The sequence below is a fragment of the Sphingomonas sp. genome (genome assembly GCF_036388435.1).
Taxonomy (GTDB): domain Bacteria; phylum Pseudomonadota; class Alphaproteobacteria; order Sphingomonadales; family Sphingomonadaceae; genus Sphingomonas.
The window spans coordinates 1-15,017 of the sequence record NZ_DASVRV010000048.1 but is presented as its reverse complement, the minus strand read 5'-3'; the positions used below and the strand labels follow the sequence as shown (position 1 = coordinate 15,017).

The 15,017-nt window shown below is 68.9% G+C and carries 17 protein-coding genes; 15 read left to right on the top strand and 2 right to left on the bottom strand.

Features of this window, described 5'->3' with window-relative positions; genetic code table 11:
• Positions 1 to 71: 71 nt before the first annotated feature.
• The 11 genes from VF592_RS11610 to VF592_RS11560 all read left to right on the top strand — a co-directional run bounded on the left by VF592_RS11610 (position 72) and on the right by VF592_RS11560 (position 9,968).
• Positions 72 to 392: an AtpZ/AtpI family protein gene (locus tag VF592_RS11610; protein WP_331005789.1), complete on the top strand. Its 321-nt coding sequence runs from the start codon at positions 72 to 74 to the stop codon at positions 390 to 392.
• A gap of 57 nt (positions 393 to 449) precedes the next feature.
• A complete protein-coding gene (locus VF592_RS11605) occupies positions 450 to 1,259 on the top strand; it encodes a F0F1 ATP synthase subunit A (RefSeq protein WP_331005881.1) in 810 nt (269 codons plus the stop codon).
• Between the two features lie 44 nt (positions 1,260 to 1,303).
• A complete protein-coding gene (locus tag VF592_RS11600; RefSeq protein WP_331005788.1) occupies positions 1,304 to 1,531 on the top strand; it encodes a F0F1 ATP synthase subunit C in 228 nt (75 codons plus the stop codon).
• A gap of 82 nt (positions 1,532 to 1,613) precedes the next feature.
• A complete protein-coding gene (locus VF592_RS11595) occupies positions 1,614 to 2,108 on the top strand; it encodes an ATPase (protein ID WP_331005787.1) in 495 nt (164 codons plus the stop codon).
• Entirely contained in the window at positions 2,101 to 2,739 is a 639-nt protein-coding gene (locus VF592_RS11590) for a hypothetical protein (RefSeq protein WP_331005786.1), read from the top strand. Before VF592_RS11595 ends, VF592_RS11590 begins: the two co-directional genes overlap by 8 nt.
• 83 nt (positions 2,740 to 2,822) lie before the next feature.
• A complete protein-coding gene (locus tag VF592_RS11585) occupies positions 2,823 to 3,143 on the top strand; it encodes a DMT family transporter (protein WP_331005785.1) in 321 nt (106 codons plus the stop codon).
• Between the two features lie 76 nt (positions 3,144 to 3,219).
• Positions 3,220 to 5,019 (top strand): DUF885 domain-containing protein, encoded by a 1,800-nt coding sequence (locus VF592_RS11580; RefSeq protein ID WP_331005784.1) that lies wholly within the window; start codon positions 3,220 to 3,222, stop codon positions 5,017 to 5,019.
• A gap of 35 nt (positions 5,020 to 5,054) precedes the next feature.
• Positions 5,055 to 6,974 (top strand): excinuclease ABC subunit UvrC, encoded by a 1,920-nt coding sequence (uvrC, locus tag VF592_RS11575; RefSeq protein WP_331005783.1) that lies wholly within the window; start codon positions 5,055 to 5,057, stop codon positions 6,972 to 6,974.
• Between the two features lie 71 nt (positions 6,975 to 7,045).
• On the top strand, positions 7,046 to 7,777 hold the full coding sequence (gene recO / locus VF592_RS11570; RefSeq protein WP_331005782.1) for a DNA repair protein RecO: 732 nt from the start codon (positions 7,046 to 7,048) through the stop codon (positions 7,775 to 7,777).
• Positions 7,778 to 7,818: 41 nt separating this feature from the next.
• Positions 7,819 to 8,868, top strand: coding sequence for a 3-isopropylmalate dehydrogenase (gene leuB / locus VF592_RS11565; RefSeq protein WP_414714211.1), 1,050 nt, complete (start codon positions 7,819 to 7,821; stop codon positions 8,866 to 8,868).
• A gap of 35 nt (positions 8,869 to 8,903) precedes the next feature.
• A complete protein-coding gene (locus VF592_RS11560; protein WP_414714210.1) occupies positions 8,904 to 9,968 on the top strand; it encodes a glycosyltransferase family 2 protein in 1,065 nt (354 codons plus the stop codon).
• Here the strand turns inward: VF592_RS11560 and VF592_RS11555 are convergent.
• Positions 9,965 to 11,191 carry a phospholipid carrier-dependent glycosyltransferase gene (locus tag VF592_RS11555; protein ID WP_331005780.1) on the bottom strand — a complete coding sequence of 409 codons (1,227 nt, stop codon included), beginning with the start codon at positions 11,189 to 11,191 and terminating at the stop codon, positions 9,965 to 9,967. The genes VF592_RS11560 and VF592_RS11555 overlap by 4 nt on opposite strands.
• Positions 11,192 to 11,274: 83 nt before the next feature.
• Between VF592_RS11555 and VF592_RS11550 the strand changes: the two genes are divergently transcribed.
• Genes VF592_RS11550 through VF592_RS11535 form a run of 4 tightly spaced genes read left to right on the top strand, consistent with a single transcriptional unit; the run spans position 11,275 to position 14,198 of the window.
• Complete coding sequence (locus VF592_RS11550; protein ID WP_331005779.1) at positions 11,275 to 12,480, top strand: trans-sulfuration enzyme family protein; 1,206 nt, start codon at positions 11,275 to 11,277, stop codon at positions 12,478 to 12,480.
• Positions 12,477 to 12,875 (top strand): Co2+/Mg2+ efflux protein ApaG, encoded by a 399-nt coding sequence (gene apaG, locus VF592_RS11545; protein ID WP_331005778.1) that lies wholly within the window; start codon positions 12,477 to 12,479, stop codon positions 12,873 to 12,875. The genes VF592_RS11550 and apaG overlap by 4 nt, the downstream gene beginning before the upstream one ends.
• A gap of 10 nt (positions 12,876 to 12,885) precedes the next feature.
• A complete protein-coding gene (locus VF592_RS11540; protein WP_331005777.1) occupies positions 12,886 to 13,677 on the top strand; it encodes a LysR family transcriptional regulator in 792 nt (263 codons plus the stop codon).
• A complete protein-coding gene (locus tag VF592_RS11535; RefSeq protein ID WP_331005776.1) occupies positions 13,674 to 14,198 on the top strand; it encodes a GNAT family protein in 525 nt (174 codons plus the stop codon). Before VF592_RS11540 ends, VF592_RS11535 begins: the two co-directional genes overlap by 4 nt.
• Here VF592_RS11535 and VF592_RS11530 read toward each other — a convergent pair.
• Entirely contained in the window at positions 14,195 to 14,989 is a 795-nt protein-coding gene (locus VF592_RS11530) for an ABC transporter permease (protein WP_414714214.1), read from the bottom strand. The genes VF592_RS11535 and VF592_RS11530 overlap by 4 nt on opposite strands.
• Positions 14,990 to 15,017 lie beyond the last annotated feature (28 nt).

The window sequence follows — 15,017 nt, the reverse complement described above, 5'->3', positions numbered from 1 at the left end:
GGACCGCGCCTTGGCGGGGTCTGTCGCCGCCCGCGCGTTCCCTTGTTCGCAACAGCTTATAGGAGGGCCGCGTGGCGGAATATGATCCCGACCGGGACATCCATGACGTGGAGGATCCACGGCTGACCGCGCTTGATCGCAAGCTGCGCGACGCCAAGGCTCGCGAAGCGGCGCGGACGGGGCAGGTGCCGACGAGCGGCGATGGCGGCTATTCGCTGGGAAACCGCGTCTTGTCGGCCATGATCGGCAGCCTGGTCGGCGGCGCGTTAATCGGCTGGGTCATCGACCGCCTGTTCGGGACCGCGCCATGGGGGTTGATCGTGATGCTGTTCCTGGGGATCGGCGTCGCGTTCAGGCAGATCATCAAGATGTCAGGCGAGCGCCCGAAATGATCGGGCATTCGGCGCATCCGGGGCAAAATAAGGGTTAGCCAAGTGGCGGCGGAAGCAGTGGCGGCGGAACGGGGCAGCAAGATCGACCCCATGCACCAGTTCCTGATCGAGCCCGTGCTCGGTCAGCGCTGGATCGTGGGCGGGTACGACCTGTCCTTCACCAATTCGGCCTTGTGGATGGTGCTGACGCTCGGCGCGCTGTGGCTGTTCATGCTGGCGGGGATGAAGCGCGAGCTGATCCCAGGCCGCGCGCAGATGGCCGTCGAGACCTTCACCGGCTTCATCCAGACCATGTTGATCTCGAACATCGGGCCGGAGGGCAAGCGCTTCCTGCCCTATGTCTTCTCGCTGTTCATGTTCATCCTGTTCGCCAACATCTTGGGATTGCTGCCCTTCGGCGTGATCCCCGGCGTCCATCCCTTCACCGTGACCAGCCATCTGACCGTCACGGGCGTGCTGGCGATCATCTCGTTCGCGATTGTGCTGATCGTCGGCTTCGGGCGGCACGGCTTTCACTTCTTCTCGCTGTTCGTGCCTAACGGCACCCCGGCGCTGATGGTGCCGCTGATCTTCGTGGTCGAGCTGATGAGCTTTCTGGTGCGGCCGTTCAGCCTGGGGCTGCGGCTGTTCGTGGCGATGACCGCGGGGCATATCCTGCTCAAGGTGCTCGCGGCGTTCGTGATCAACGGCGTCAACCTGGTCGACGGCGCCAATGCCAGCCTGGGCTATATCGCGCTGGTGAGCATTCCGTCCTTCGTCCTGATGGTCGGGATCACGCTGCTCGAGCTGCTGGTCGCGGCCATTCAGGCCTATGTGTTCGCGCTGTTGACGTCGGTCTATCTGAACGACGCCGTCAACCTGCACTGAGCCTTACCCCTTTCCCTCAACGACATTTCTCAAGGAGTTTCATCATGGACGCAGAAGCCGCAAAGCTGTTGGGTGCCGGTCTGGCCGCGATCGGCATGGGCATCGCCGCGTTGGGCGTAGGCAACGTCTTCGCCAAGTTTCTCGAAGGAGCGTTGCGCAATCCGGGTGCCGCCGACAGCCAGCAGGGCCGGCTGTTCATCGGCTTCGCGGGCGCCGAGCTGCTCGGCCTGCTCGCTTTCGTGACCATGATCATCCTGGTGTTCGTGGCCTGAGTCGACCGGGCGGTTTCGGCCGCCCGATCGACCGGCCGGCCGTGGCGGCTCGCCGTCCCGGTCCGACGCCGCTGGAGTTGCAATGCCTCAGATCGAACAGCTCGCCTCGACCTACGCATCCCAGATCTTCTGGCTGCTGATCACCTTCGGCATCCTGTATTTCGGGATCGGCAAGGCGATGGTGCCCCGGATCCAGGCGACCGTTGATTCGCGCGATGCGCGGATCGCCGCCGACCTGCGCGCCGCGGAGACCGCTCGCGCGGCCGCCGACGCGACCGAGGAGGCATGGCGGGGCGAGATGGAGGCGGCCCGCGTCGCGGCCCAGGCGGAGACCGCCGCGGCCAAGGCGCGCGCCACCGCCGCGTTCGAGACCCAGGTGCGCCAAGCCGATGCCGACCTGGCGATGCGCGCGTCGCATCACGACCGCACCGTCGCCGAAGCCAAGTCGGCGGCGATGGGCAATGTCCAGAACATCGCCGCCGACGCGGCGCGCGATCTGGTGGTCAAATTGTCGGGCGCGCAGGTCAGCGCCGATGCCGCGTCCGCGGCCGTGCGCAAGGTGATGAACGATGGTTGACCCCGACGCGAGCGCGACCGTGGCCGCCAATCTGGCCGACGCCGCCGAAAGCCAGCCGCTCGCCCCGGCGAATGTCCGCGACGGCAGCGCGCTGACCGAAGAGATCCACGAGGCCGGCGGGGCCGAGCATGTGGTCGAGCCGACGGCGCTCGGCTTCAACACCACGGGCTGGGTCGCGATCGCGGCGCTGGTCGTGCTGCTGATCATGCTGGCCAAGGGCGTGCCCGCGATGATCGCCCGGTCGCTCGACGGGCGGATCGCCGATATCCGCCGCCAGCTCGACGAGGCCGCGCGGCTCCGCGCCGAGGCCGAGGCGTTGCGCGCGGAATATGAGAGCAAGGCCGCCTCCGCGCATCAGGACGCGGAGACGGTCCGTGCCCATGCCCATCAGGAAGCCCATGCGATCATCGCCAAGGCCAAGGCCGATGCCGAGGCGCTGATGGACCGCCGCGCCAAGATGACCGAGGACAAGATCGCCGCCGCCGAGCGCAGCGCGCTCGCCGAAGTCCGCGCCACCGCCGCCGACGCGGCGGTCAAGGCAGCCGCGCTGCTGATGCGCGACAGCCTCGACGCGCGCGTCGACCGCCCGCTGGTCGACCGTACCATCGCCGGGCTGGGTCGTCCCAACTAGGCGCCGGCGCGTCGCGCTGCCGCAATTTCGATACGCTTCCCCGGCGAGAGCCGGGGGAGCGGTATCCGTCTGATAGGTACATCATGTCCTGGCTCATCCTCGCCCTGGCCATCGTCGCGGAGATCTGCTGGGCGCTCAGCCTGAAATGGGCGTCGATGGTCGGCACCTGGGTCGCCGGGATCGTGCCTATCGTGCTCAGCTTCGTGACCATGGGGATGCTCGCGCTGGCGATGCGCGGGCTCGCGGCGGGCACGGCCTATTCGATCTGGAGCGGGCTGGGCGCGGTCGGCGTGATCGTCGGCGGCGTGATCCTGTTCGGAGAGCGGGTGACGCTGGTCCAGGGCTGCTTCATGGCGCTGACGGTGGTGGGCGTGGTCGGGACCAAGCTCTTCTCGCCCGCCTGATCGCGCCCGTCCGGTTGGACAGGACGCACCGGCGCTCCTATTCCCCTTCGCACTAGCGAAGAAGGAGCGGACCGGGATGGATCGTCGTCAGTTCATGGCCGGGGCAGGCGCCGCGGCGCTCGCCTCGACCGGCGTGGCGCAGGTCGCGCCCGGTGCCACCGCCGATGCGCGCCTGCGGGCGCTGCTCGACCGTTTCTTCTACGACCGGCTGAACGACAGCCCGGAAGGGGCGACCAGCCTGGGGCTGGACACGGGCGAGCGCGCGGGGCTCCGTTCGCGACTGTCCGACCGATCGGCGGCGGGACGTGCGCGCGACCTGAGCCGCGCCAAGGCTGAGCGCGCCGAGCTGCGCCGGATCGACCGCGCCGGCCTGTCCGCTTCGGCCAAGGTCGACCACGACGTCGTCGCTTATCAGCTCGATCGCGGGATCGCGGGGGGCGAGCGCTTCACCTACGGCTCCGGCTCCGGGCGCTACGCCCCCTATGTGCTCACCCAATTGACGGGCGCTTACCGTGACGTGCCCGATTTTCTCGACGGCCAGCATCCCGTCAAGACCGCTGCCGATGCCGACGCTTATCTGGCGCGGCTCTCCGCTTTTTCGAAAGCGATCGACGACGATAGCGCGAAGCAGCGCGCCGACGCTGCGCGCGGGGTGTTCGCGCCCGACTTCCTGCTCGACACCACGCTCCGGCAGATGGCGTCGCTCCGCGACCAGCCCGCCGCAAACACGACAATGGTCGTCGCGCTGGCGACCAAGCTCAAGGCCGCCGGGCTACCCGACGACCGGGTCGCGCGCGCGGCCGCGATCGTGGGGCGCGAGGTCTATCCCGCGCTCGACCGCCAGCGGGCGCTGGTGACGGAACTGCGCGCCAAGGCGACGCACGATGCGGGCGCTTGGCGACTGCCCGACGGCGACGCCTATTATGCCGGGGCGGCGGAGGCGGCGAGCACCGTCGCGATGACCGGTGACGAGATCCACCGCATGGGGCTGGAGCAGGTCGCCGAGATCAGCGGGCGGATAGACGCGATCCTGAAGGCGCAGGGAATGTCCCAGGGCACGGTCGGCGACCGGCTGGTCGCGCTCAACAAGCGTCCCGACCAGCTCTTCCCCAACACCGATCCCGGCCGCGAGGCGCTGCTCGCCGAGCTCAACGGGCAGGTGCGGGCGATGCAGGCGCGGTTGCCCGAGGTCTTCTCGGTCGTTCCCAAGGCGCCGGTCGAGGTCCGCCGCGTGCCGCCGTCGATACAGGCGGGGGCGCCCGGCGGCTATTATCAGAACGCCACGCTCGACGGGGCGCGGCCGGGCATCTATTTCATCAACCTGCGCGACACGTTCGATCGGCCGAAGTTCGGGCTGGCGACCCTGTCCTATCACGAAGCCGTGCCGGGCCATCATCACCAGGTGATGACCGCGCTCGAATCGGCGTCGATCCCGCTGATCCGGCGGCGCGGCGGGTTCAGCGGCTATTCGGAGGGCTGGGCGCTCTATTCCGAGCAGCTTGCCGACGAGATAGGCATCTATGACGGCAACCCGCTCGGGCGCGTCGGCTATCTTCAGTCGCTGCTGTTCCGCGCCACACGGCTGGTAGTCGATAGCGGCCTTCACGCGAAACGGTGGAGCCGCGAAAAGGCGACCGATTACCTCATCGCCACCACCGGCATCGCACGCGGCCGCAGCCAGGGAGAGATCGACCGCTATTGCGCCTGGCCGGGTCAGGCGACCAGCTACAAGATCGGCCATTCGGTGTGGGTGCGTCTGCGCGACGAGGCGAAGAAGCGTCCGGACTTCGACCTGAAGCGCTTCCACGACGTGCTGTCGCTCGGCGCCATGCCGCTGACGGTGCTGGAGCAGGTGGTTCGGGAACGCATGGCATAGCGGAACCGGGCCGGACTCCCTAGATTCCGCCTGTCATGTCCACGTCCACCACCGACCGGTTCAACGAGGAAAAGTCCAGCTTCACCGTTCGGGGCTCGGAGACGCCCGACCTCGAGGCGGGCGTAGCGGCGATCCGTAACGTCCTGCAGACATTGCCGCTGCGCCCCGGCGTCTACCGGATGCAGGACGCGCGCGGCGAGGTGCTGTATGTCGGCAAGGCGCGGCAGCTCAAGCAGCGCGTGGCCAATTATACCCAGGTGACCGCGCTGCCCCGCCGGCTCCAGCGGATGGTGTCGCAGACGCGCGGCATGACGATCGTCACGACCAACAACGAGGCGGAGGCGCTGCTGCTCGAGGCGCAGCTCATCAAGCGCTATCGCCCGCCCTATAATGTGCTGCTGCGCGACGATAAGTCGTTCCCGTTCATCCTGCTGCGATCCGACCATGATTTCCCGCGCGTGCAGAAGCATCGCGGCGCGCGCCGGGCGGTGGGCAATTATTACGGACCCTTCGCGAGCGCGGGATCGGTGACCAACACGCTCAACGCGCTGCAGAAACTGTTCCTGCTCCGGTCGTGCACCGACCCGTTCTTCCGCTCGCGCGACCGCCCTTGCCTGCTTTATCAGATCAAGCGCTGCTCGGCCCCGTGCACCGGGCGGATCGACAAGCAAAGCTATGCCGAGCTGGTCGAGGACGCGAAAAGCTTTCTCGCGGGCAAGTCGACCCAGGTCCAGGCCAAGCTCGGCGTGCAGATGCAGGCGGCGGCGGAGAATATGGACTTCGAGCTGGCGGCGTTGCTGCGCGATCGGCTCAAGGCGCTGACCTTCGTCCAGGGCACTCAGGCGATCAACGCGGAAGGGATGGGCGACGCCGACATTTTCGCGCTCGCCTCGCGCGAGGGGATCACGGGCATCCAGGCCTTTTTCATCCGTGGCGGGCAGAATTGGGGGCATCGCAGCTTCTTCCCCCAGCACAGCAACGACGTGCCCGAGGAAGAGGTGTTCACGAGCTTCCTGATGCAGTTCTACGAGGAGGTCCCGCCGCCCAAGACGATCCTGCTCGACCGGGATCTGCCCGAGGGCGAATTGCTCGGCCAGGCCCTCGGCGACCGGGTGGGGTTCAAGGTCACGCTCTGCACGCCGCAGCGCGGCGACCGTCGGCGACTGATGGAACAGGCGCGGCGCAACGCGATCGAGGCGCTGGAGCGCCGCGCGGCCGAGTCGACGACGCAGGCCAAGCTGCTGCGCGAGGTCGCCGAGCTGTTCGATTTGCCCGAGCCGCCCGATCGCATCGAGGTCTACGATAACAGCCACATCCAGGGCACCAACGCGCTGGGCGGGATGATCGTCGCGGGGCCGGAGGGGTTCCGCAAGGGCCAGTATCGCAAGTTCAACATCAAGCGCGCGGAGACCGCGCCCGGCGACGATTTCGCGATGATGCGCGAGGTGTTCGAGCGTCGCTTCTCCCGCGCCCAGGCCGAAGACCCCGACCGGGACGGCGAGACCTGGCCCGACCTGGTGCTGGTCGATGGCGGGCGCGGGCATCTGAACGCCGCGAAGGCCGTGCTGGAGGATATGGGCATCGAGGATGTGTGTCTGGTCGGCGTCGCCAAGGGGCCGCATCACGGGCGCGAGGGACGCGAGGTCTTCCACCTGCTCGACGGGCGGGAGTTCCAGCTGCCGGTGAACGCTCCGGTACTCTTCTACCTCCAGCGGCTGCGCGACGAGGCCCACCGATTCGCGATCGGCGCCCACCGCGAGAAGCGGCGCAAGGCGATCGGCGCCAGCCCGCTGGACGAGGTGCCGGGCATCGGCCCCGCGCGCAAGAAGGCGCTGCTGATGCATTTCGGCACGGGCCGGGCGGTGCGCAACGCCAGCCTGGAGGACCTGCAACGCGCGCCCGGCGTATCGGCGGCGGTCGCGCAGCAGGTCTACGACTTCTACCACGCGCGCTGACGCGACGGTTCGGCGGGTGAGAGGCACACCGTAGCGTTGCGGCGCGGGCGCGGGCACGCCATTTCGGATACATGCACATCCGTGCCGACGCGATCATCCTGTCCACCCGCAATCACGGCGAGCACGGCGTCGTCGCGCGCGCACTGACGCGTGAGCACGGCGTCCAGCCCGGCTATGTCCGGGGCGGGCGATCCCGACGGCTGCGCCCGGTGCTCCAGCCGGCGAACCTCGTGCTCGGCGAGTGGCGCGCACGCACGGGCGAGCAACTGGCCGGGCTGACCGTCGAGCTGATCGCCAGCCGCGCGGCGCTCCACGACCAGCCGCTCGCGGCGGCCGCGCTGCAATGGGCGACGACCCTGGCCGCCGCCGCCCTGCCCGAGGCGCAGCCCTATCCCTATATCCATGACGCGCTGGGCGGTGTGCTCGACGCGATCGAGGCGGCGCCGTCGGCGCGCGGCTGGGCGGCGGCGCTGGCGCGGTACGAGCTGGTGGTGCTCGCCGAACTCGGCTTCGGCCTTGATCTGGAGCGATGTACCGTGACCGGCGAGGAGGGGGCGCTCGCCTATGTCAGCCCGCGTAGCGGCGCCGGCGTATCGCGTGCGGGTGCAGTGGGTTACGAGTCGAAGCTGCTACCGCTTCCGGGCTTTCTGACCGAAGGCGGCGAGGCCGACTGGCCCGACATCTTCGCCGCATTGCGCTTGTCCGAACATTTCCTGTCGCGCGACATCCTCGTCGATCGTATCGCGGACACGCTGGCCGCCCGCGCGCGGCTGATCGACCGACTGGGGAGGACGATGGCGTGATGGATCGACGAGCGGCGAGACGGCCCGCGCCGGTGGGAAGGGTGACGCACCGGCTGGTCGCGGTCTTCGGCGGCGACGGTATCGGCCCCGAAGTCGTGGCGCAGGCCCGGCGCGTGCTGGACGCGCTCGATCTCGGCCTGACGTTCGAGGAAGGACTGGTCGGCGGCGCCGCCTATGGCAGGACGGGTCATCCGCTGCCGCCCGAGACGCTGGCGCTCGCCAGGCGGGCCGATGCCGTGTTGTTCGGCGCGGTCGGGGCGCCGGAATATGACGCGCTGGAGCGCGCGCTCCGCCCCGAACAGGCGATCCTGGGCCTGCGCAAGGAATTGGGGTTGTTCGCCAATATCCGCCCCGCGCGGCTCTTCGCCGGGTTGGAGGACGCGTCGGCGTTGCGGCCGGAGATCGCGCGGACGATCGACCTGGTGATCGTGCGCGAACTGACCGGCGACGTTTATTTCGGCGACAAGGGCCGGCGCCGCACCAAGAAGGGCCTGCGCGAGGGATATGATCTCATGCGCTATGACGAGGTCGAGGTCGCCCGCATAGCGCGGGTCGGCTTCGAGACCGCGGCGTCGCGGTCGGGACGGTTGCTGTCGGTCGACAAGGCGAATGTCCTCGACACGTCGCAGCTCTGGCGCGACGTCGTCAACGAGGTCGCGCTCGATTATCCGGCGATCAAGCTCCAGCACATGTATGTCGACAACGCCGCCATGCAGCTCGTCCGCGCGCCCGGCCAGTTCGACACGATCGTGACCGGCAATCTGTTCGGCGATATTCTGTCCGATCAGGCGGCGATGTGCGTGGGGTCGATCGGGATGCTCCCCTCGGCCGCGCTCGGCGAGACGGGGGTGGGGCTTTACGAGCCGATCCACGGCTCCGCGCCCGACATTGCCGGGCAAGGCAAGGCCAACCCCTGCGCCGCCATCCTGTCGGCGGCGATGATGCTGCGCCACTCGCTCCGTCTGCCCGAACCCGCCGAGCGGATCGAGCGCGCGGTGGGCGCGGCGATCGCGGGCGGCGCGCGGACCCCCGACCTGGGGGGCGAGTGCACGACCGGCGCGATGGGCGACGCGGTTCTCGCCGCGCTGTGACCGCCCGGCCGCTGGAGCTGGCGATAGTCGTGCCCGTGTTCAACGAGAGGGCGAACGTACCGCTGCTGATCGCCAAGCTGGAACAGGCACTTGCGGGCCTGTCCTGGGAGACGATCTTCGTCGACGACGACAGCCCGGACGGCACGGGCGACGCCGCGCGTGTGCTGGCCCTCACCGATCCGCGCGTTCGCGTGATCCAGCGCATCGGGCGGCGCGGCCTGTCCTCCGCCTGTGTCGAGGGCATGTGCGCGACCGCCGCACCGGTGGTGGCGGTGATCGACGGCGATCTCCAGCATGACGAGGCGTTGCTGCCCCGGATGCTGGCCGCGCTGCAGGGGGACCCGGCGCTCGACCTGGTGGTCGGATCGCGCTTCGTGCCTGGTGGCGGAACGGGTGAATGGGACCGCGACCGGGTCGCGAAATCCGCCCTGGCGACAAGGCTTTCGCGCCGGGTGCTCAAGGCCGATCTCAACGATCCCATGAGCGGCTTCTTCGCGATCCGCACCGATATCGTCCGCCGCCTCGCGCCCGACCTTTCGGCGATCGGCTTCAAGATCCTGCTCGACCTGATGACCACCGCCAAAAGGCCGCTGCGCTTCGTCGAGCTGCCTTATGTTTTTCGCGTCCGCACCGTGGGCGAGAGCAAGCTCGATCACGTGGTGGCGATGGAATTCCTGATCGCGCTGTACGACCGGCTGATCGGGCGGGTGGTTCCGGTCCGCTTCGCGCTGTTCTGCATCATCGGGCTGGTCGGCGTGCTGCCGCACATGGCGGTGCTCAGCCTTCTGTTCCTGGCGATCGGGACCAGCTTCCTGGCGGCGCAGATCGTCGCGACCGGGGCGGCGATGACGTTCAATTTCTTTCTGAACAACGCGCTCACCTATCGCGACCGCCGGCTGAAGGGCGGACGGGCGTTGTTCGACGGCTGGGTCTCGTTCTGCCTGGTCTGCTCGATCGGGGCGATCGCCAATATCGGCGTGGCCGCTTTCCTCCATGATGTCCGCCAGGGCGCCTGGATCGCGTCGGCCTTGGTCGGGATCGCGGTCAGCGCGGTATGGAACTACGCGCTCTCGTCTCGCTTCGTCTGGGGACGTTACTAGATCCAGGAGCCGAACCAGGTCCACCGCCGGAACAAGTCGGGGCCGGCCAGCGGGGCGGCGGACAGGATCGGGTAGAAATACAGAAACGTCCCGACCGCGACGATCAGGAACGTCTCGTCCCAGTCCTTCCATCGGCTCTGTGCCAGGCGGTGGCAAATTGCCGCGATCGCGACGCACAGCCAGATGCTCGGTAGATAGTAATAATAGAAGAAGCCCAGCGACTTGGGGATGATTGCCCATATCGTATAAGAGCCCAGCCACAGCATCGCGGCCCCGCCCAGCCGCGCGTCGCGCTCGCGGATGAAGGCCCAGCCGCACCCCGCCACCGCCACCAGACCGCCCCACATCACCGCCGGGTTGCCGACGAGCAGCACGCCGCGCTGGGCGTCGTCGACGCGCTCGTACAGATACCAGATCGGCCGCAGCAACAGCGGCCAGCCCCACCATTGCGACTGATAGCCATGCACCGGGAGCACCTGGGTCTGCTGGCGATACATGTCGAGCTGGAAGGGCAGGATCGTAGCGAGGGTCAGCGGGCGCTCGGCATAGAAGAAGGCGGGGACGAAAGTCAGCAGATAGGCGGCCGCGCTCGCCACGCCCAGAATGGCGAACGCCGCGGACCAGCCCAGCTTCGGCCAGCGATCGGGCCGGCGCCATTTCAGCAGCAGGAACGCCGCCCCGGCATAGGCCAGATAGGGCACCGCCGCCCATTTCACGCCTACCGCCAGCCCCAACGACACGCTCCCCAGCGTCCACCAGAGAAGCGGCCGCTCCCGCATTCCCCAGAGCATGGCGGCCACCGCGAGGACGACGAAGGCCGCCATGAACCCGTCCAGCATCCCGATCCGCGCCTGCACGAACACCGTGCCGTTGACGATCGCGAGCACCCCGCCGATCGCGGCGGTGCGCACGCGGCCGAACAGGCGCCACCCGATCGCGTATACCCCCAGCACGGTCGCCGTGCCGGCCAGCGCCGACATCGCGCGCCAGCCGATCGCATCGTCCCCGAACAGCATGATCCCCAGCGCGATCAGGGCTTTGCCGAGCAGCGGATGCTCCGTGTTGACCGGATGCGACAGCGCCAGCAGCGTGCGGGCGGCGGGTACGTAATGGACCTCGTCGAACATCAGCGTCGACGGCGTGCCGAGGCGAAAGGCGAACAGCGCCAGCGCGACGACCGCCAGCAGCATCGCCATGGGCAGGGGGCGGGATAGGGCACGCACGGCCGCTTCCTTCGACCACCTCTCCCATTCCCGCAAGGCTATGGGCTTGCTCCCCGGCGCCCGCCCCGGCAAAGGCTGGCGGCATGAAGCGCTTGACCGGGCAGGACCGTGCGACGACGGCGACGTGGCGCCCCGCCACGCGGGCGATCCGCGGCGGCACCGCGCGCACCGAATATGGCGAGACTTCCGAGGCGTTGTTCCTGACCTCCGGCTACACCTATGACCGCGCGGCCGACGCCGCCGCGCGCTTCGCGGGCGAGCAGGCGGGGATGACCTATTCCCGCCTCCAGAACCCGACGGTCGAGATGCTGGAACAGCGGATCGCATTGCTGGAAGGGGCGGAGGCCTGCCGCACCATGGCGACCGGCATGGCCGCGATGACGGCCGCCCTGCTCTGCCAATTGAGCGCGGGCGACCATCTGGTCGGCGGACGCGCGGCGTTCGGGTCGTGCCGCTGGCTGACCGACACGCTGCTGCCCAAGTTCGGGATCGAGACCACGATCGTCGATGCGCGCGATCCCCAGCAATTCGCCGACGCGATCCGGCCCGATACGAAGGTGTTCTTCTTCGAAACGCCCGCCAACCCGACCATGGACGTCGTCGACCTGCGCGCGGTGTGCGACCTGGCGCGCGCGCACGGGATCACCAGCGTCGTCGACAACGCCTTCGCAACGCCCGCGCTCCAGCGGCCGATGGAATGGGGGGCGGACGTGACCGCCTATTCCGCGACCAAGATGATGGACGGGCAGGGCCGCGTCCTCGCCGGCGCGGTATGCGGGACCGAGGACTGGATCACCAACACGCTGCTACCCTTCACGCGCAACACCGGGCCGACGCTGTCACCCTTCAACGCCTGGGTGGTGCTGAAGGGGCTGGAGACGCTGGACCTGCGCATCCGCCGCCAGTCGGAAAATGCGCTGGCGGTCGGGCGCTTTCTGGAGGGCCGGGTGCCGCGGATGCTCCACCCCGGCCTGCCCAGCCATCCGCAGCACGCCCTGGCCATGTCGCAGATGGACGCGTGCGGCCCGATCTTCGCCTTCGAAGTCGAAGGCCGCGAGCAGGCGCACGCATTGCTCGACGGGCTCGCGCTGGTCGATATCTCCAACAATATCGGCGATTCGCGCTCGCTGATGACGCATCCCGCCTCGACCACTCATGCCAGCGTGTCGGAGGAGAAGCGCGCCGAGATGGGCGTGACCGAGGGGCTGCTCCGCCTTAACGTGGGGCTCGAGGACCCGGCCGACCTGATCGAGGATCTCGACCAGGCGCTGGCGCAGGCCGGGCTGTGAAGGCGTTCTTTCCCCATGCGGAGACCACGCGCGGCGTGACGGTGCGCGTGTCGGTCAGCTATCTGCCCGAACAGTCGGAGCCCGCGCGCGGCCGCTGGTTCTGGGCCTATCACATCCGCATCGAGAATGGTGGCGACGAGATGGTCCAGCTCCTGACCCGCCACTGGATCATCACCGACGGCCGCGGCGCGCGCCACACCGTCGAGGGCGAGGGCGTGGTGGGCGAACAGCCGCTGATCGAGCCGGGATCGAGCTATGATTACGTGTCCGGCTGCCCGCTCGCGACGCCGACCGGGGCGATGCAGGGCAATTACCATGTGATTGCTGGCGACGGCGAGACGTTCGACGTGGCGATCCCCCGCTTTGCGCTCCTGGCGCCGGCGATCGCCGGTTGAGGACCGGGGAGTGAAGCGGACCCACCTGCCGCTGAACGGTCTGCGCGTGCTCGACGCCGCCGCGCGGCACCTGTCCTTCACCCGCGCCGCCGACGAGCTGGCGGTGACCCCGGCCGCGGTCGGCCAGCAGATCCGCGCGCTGGAGGATACGCTGGGGGTCGTCCTGTTCCGCCGCACCGCGCGCGGGCTGGAGCTGACCGCCGAGGCGGAGGCGGGGCTGGCGGCGTTGCGGGGTGCCTTTCTCAATTTCGAGGAGGCGGTGCAGGCGATGCAGGCGGGCCAGTCCTCCAAGGCGCTGACGATCGCCGCGCCGCGCGACCTGACCGCCAAATGGCTGCTCCCCCGCCTGGCCGCCATCTCCGTGGCGGATGGCGAGATGCGCTTCGCCGTCATGGCGTCGGACGAGGCGCTGGACTTCACCGAGGCCAATCTCGACCTGGCGATCCGCTGGGCCGAAGGGCCCGGCAACCTGGAAGGCGAGGCGCTCGAGTCGGACGGCTTCGTCACGATCGCGCGACCGGGCGGCGGGGCGGACGTCGAGATAGGCTGGCCGGGCTGCCCCGGCGAGGACGCGACCACGCCGGTGCGCGTCGCCGATGCCGGGCTCGCTATCGATGCGGCCGCGGCGGGACTGGGCCGCGCGGTCGTGCCCGAACTGCTCGCCGGGGGCGATATCGCGAGCGGGCGCGTGGTCGTGCTCGGCGAGGCGCGGCCGTCGCGGCTCGGTTATTGGCTCGTGGCGCCGGTCCCGCAATGGCGCCAGAAGAAGGTGCGCGCGCTGATCGATGCGCTGACGATTTGAGCGAGCGGTTCGAGAGCGAGCGGCTGCTGTTCCGCCCGCAACGGATCGACGACGCCGCCGCGCTGTTCGACGTCTATGGCGATGTGGACCTGATGCGCTTCTGGTCGAGCGCCCCGCACGGCTCGGTCGCCGAAACGATCGTCTATCTGACGCCGGGAGCCCGTTCGAGCGATTGGCGAGGCTGGGCGATCACGATGGGAGGGTCCGACCGGGCGATCGGCACCGTGGCGGCGGGCCGCCGGCGCGAAGGGGTGGCCGAGCTCGGTTACATGCTGGCCCGCGCGTATTGGGGGCGGGGTATCGCGCGCGAAGCGGTGACCCGGCTGCTCGACCTGCTGTTCCTGGAAGAACGGCATCGCCGCGTCTTCGCCGATATCGATCCCGGCAATGCGCCGTCCACCCGGCTGGTCGAGGCGCTGGGCTTCCGCCGCGAGGGCCTGCTGCGCGCCGAGTGGGAAACGCATATCGGCGTGCGCGACAGCGCGATCTGGGGATTGCTGCGCGACGAGTGGCGTCGCTAGTTCTTCAGTTTCCACCCGCGCTGGAGCAGCGCGTAGCAGAGCAGCCCCAGCGCGACGTCGATGGCGAGGATGACGAAGCTGCCCAGCAGCACGGGCGAGTCGGCGATGCCCAGAAACCCGTAGCGGAAGCCCGAGATGATGTAGAAGAACGGGTTGGCATGGCTGATCGCACGAAAGGCGGGGGCGAGCCGGTCGACCGAGTAGAAGGTGCCCGACAGCAGCGCGAGCGGGGCGACCACGAAATTCTGTACCGCCGCGGCGTGGTCGAACTTCTCCGCCCAGATCGAGGTGAGGACGCCGACCAGCGCCAGGAACACCGACCCCAGTAGCCCGAACCACAAGGCCGCGAGCGGATGGACGGGCGTGACGTTCACCCCCGGCCACAGCGCCATCGCCAGCCACACCGCGCCGCCGACGCAGAAGGCGCGGGTGACGGCGCCGCCGACCATCGCCGCCAGCAGCTCGGCGGTCGACAAGGGCGGCATCAGATAGTCGACGATGGTGCCCTGGATCTTGCCGACCAGCAGCGAGAAGCTGGCATTGGCGAAGGCGTTGGTGATCATCCCCATGACGATCAGCCCGGGCGCGATGAAGTCGGCGAAGGGCACGTCGCGCCCGTCCACCGTGACCGCGTGGCGCGCGCCGAGCGCGACCGTAAAGATGACGAGGTAGAGGAGCGTGGTGATCGCGGGTGCCCAGACCGTCTGGAGCTGCACCTTGAAGAAACGGCGCACCTCCTTCACATAGAGCGTCTTGAGGCCGCCCCAGTTGACGTTGCGGATGACGGGCACCCCGGGGGCGCTACGTACCGCCGATCGG

Excerpts from the sequence above, each read along its gene's own strand:
- recO (WP_331005782.1), top strand. The coding sequence starts at position 7,046 with ATGCACATCCGTGCCGACGCGATCATCCTGTCCACCCGCAATCACGGC.
- uvrC (WP_331005783.1), top strand. The coding sequence starts at position 5,055 with ATGTCCACGTCCACCACCGACCGGTTCAACGAGGAAAAGTCCAGCTTC.
- VF592_RS11585 (WP_331005785.1), top strand. The coding sequence starts at position 2,823 with ATGTCCTGGCTCATCCTCGCCCTGGCCATCGTCGCGGAGATCTGCTGG.
- VF592_RS11550 (WP_331005779.1), top strand. The coding sequence starts at position 11,275 with ATGAAGCGCTTGACCGGGCAGGACCGTGCGACGACGGCGACGTGGCGC.
- VF592_RS11590 (WP_331005786.1), top strand. The coding sequence starts at position 2,101 with ATGGTTGACCCCGACGCGAGCGCGACCGTGGCCGCCAATCTGGCCGAC.
- VF592_RS11600 (WP_331005788.1), top strand. The coding sequence starts at position 1,304 with ATGGACGCAGAAGCCGCAAAGCTGTTGGGTGCCGGTCTGGCCGCGATC.
- VF592_RS11580 (WP_331005784.1), top strand. The coding sequence starts at position 3,220 with ATGGATCGTCGTCAGTTCATGGCCGGGGCAGGCGCCGCGGCGCTCGCC.
- VF592_RS11595 (WP_331005787.1), top strand. The coding sequence starts at position 1,614 with ATGCCTCAGATCGAACAGCTCGCCTCGACCTACGCATCCCAGATCTTC.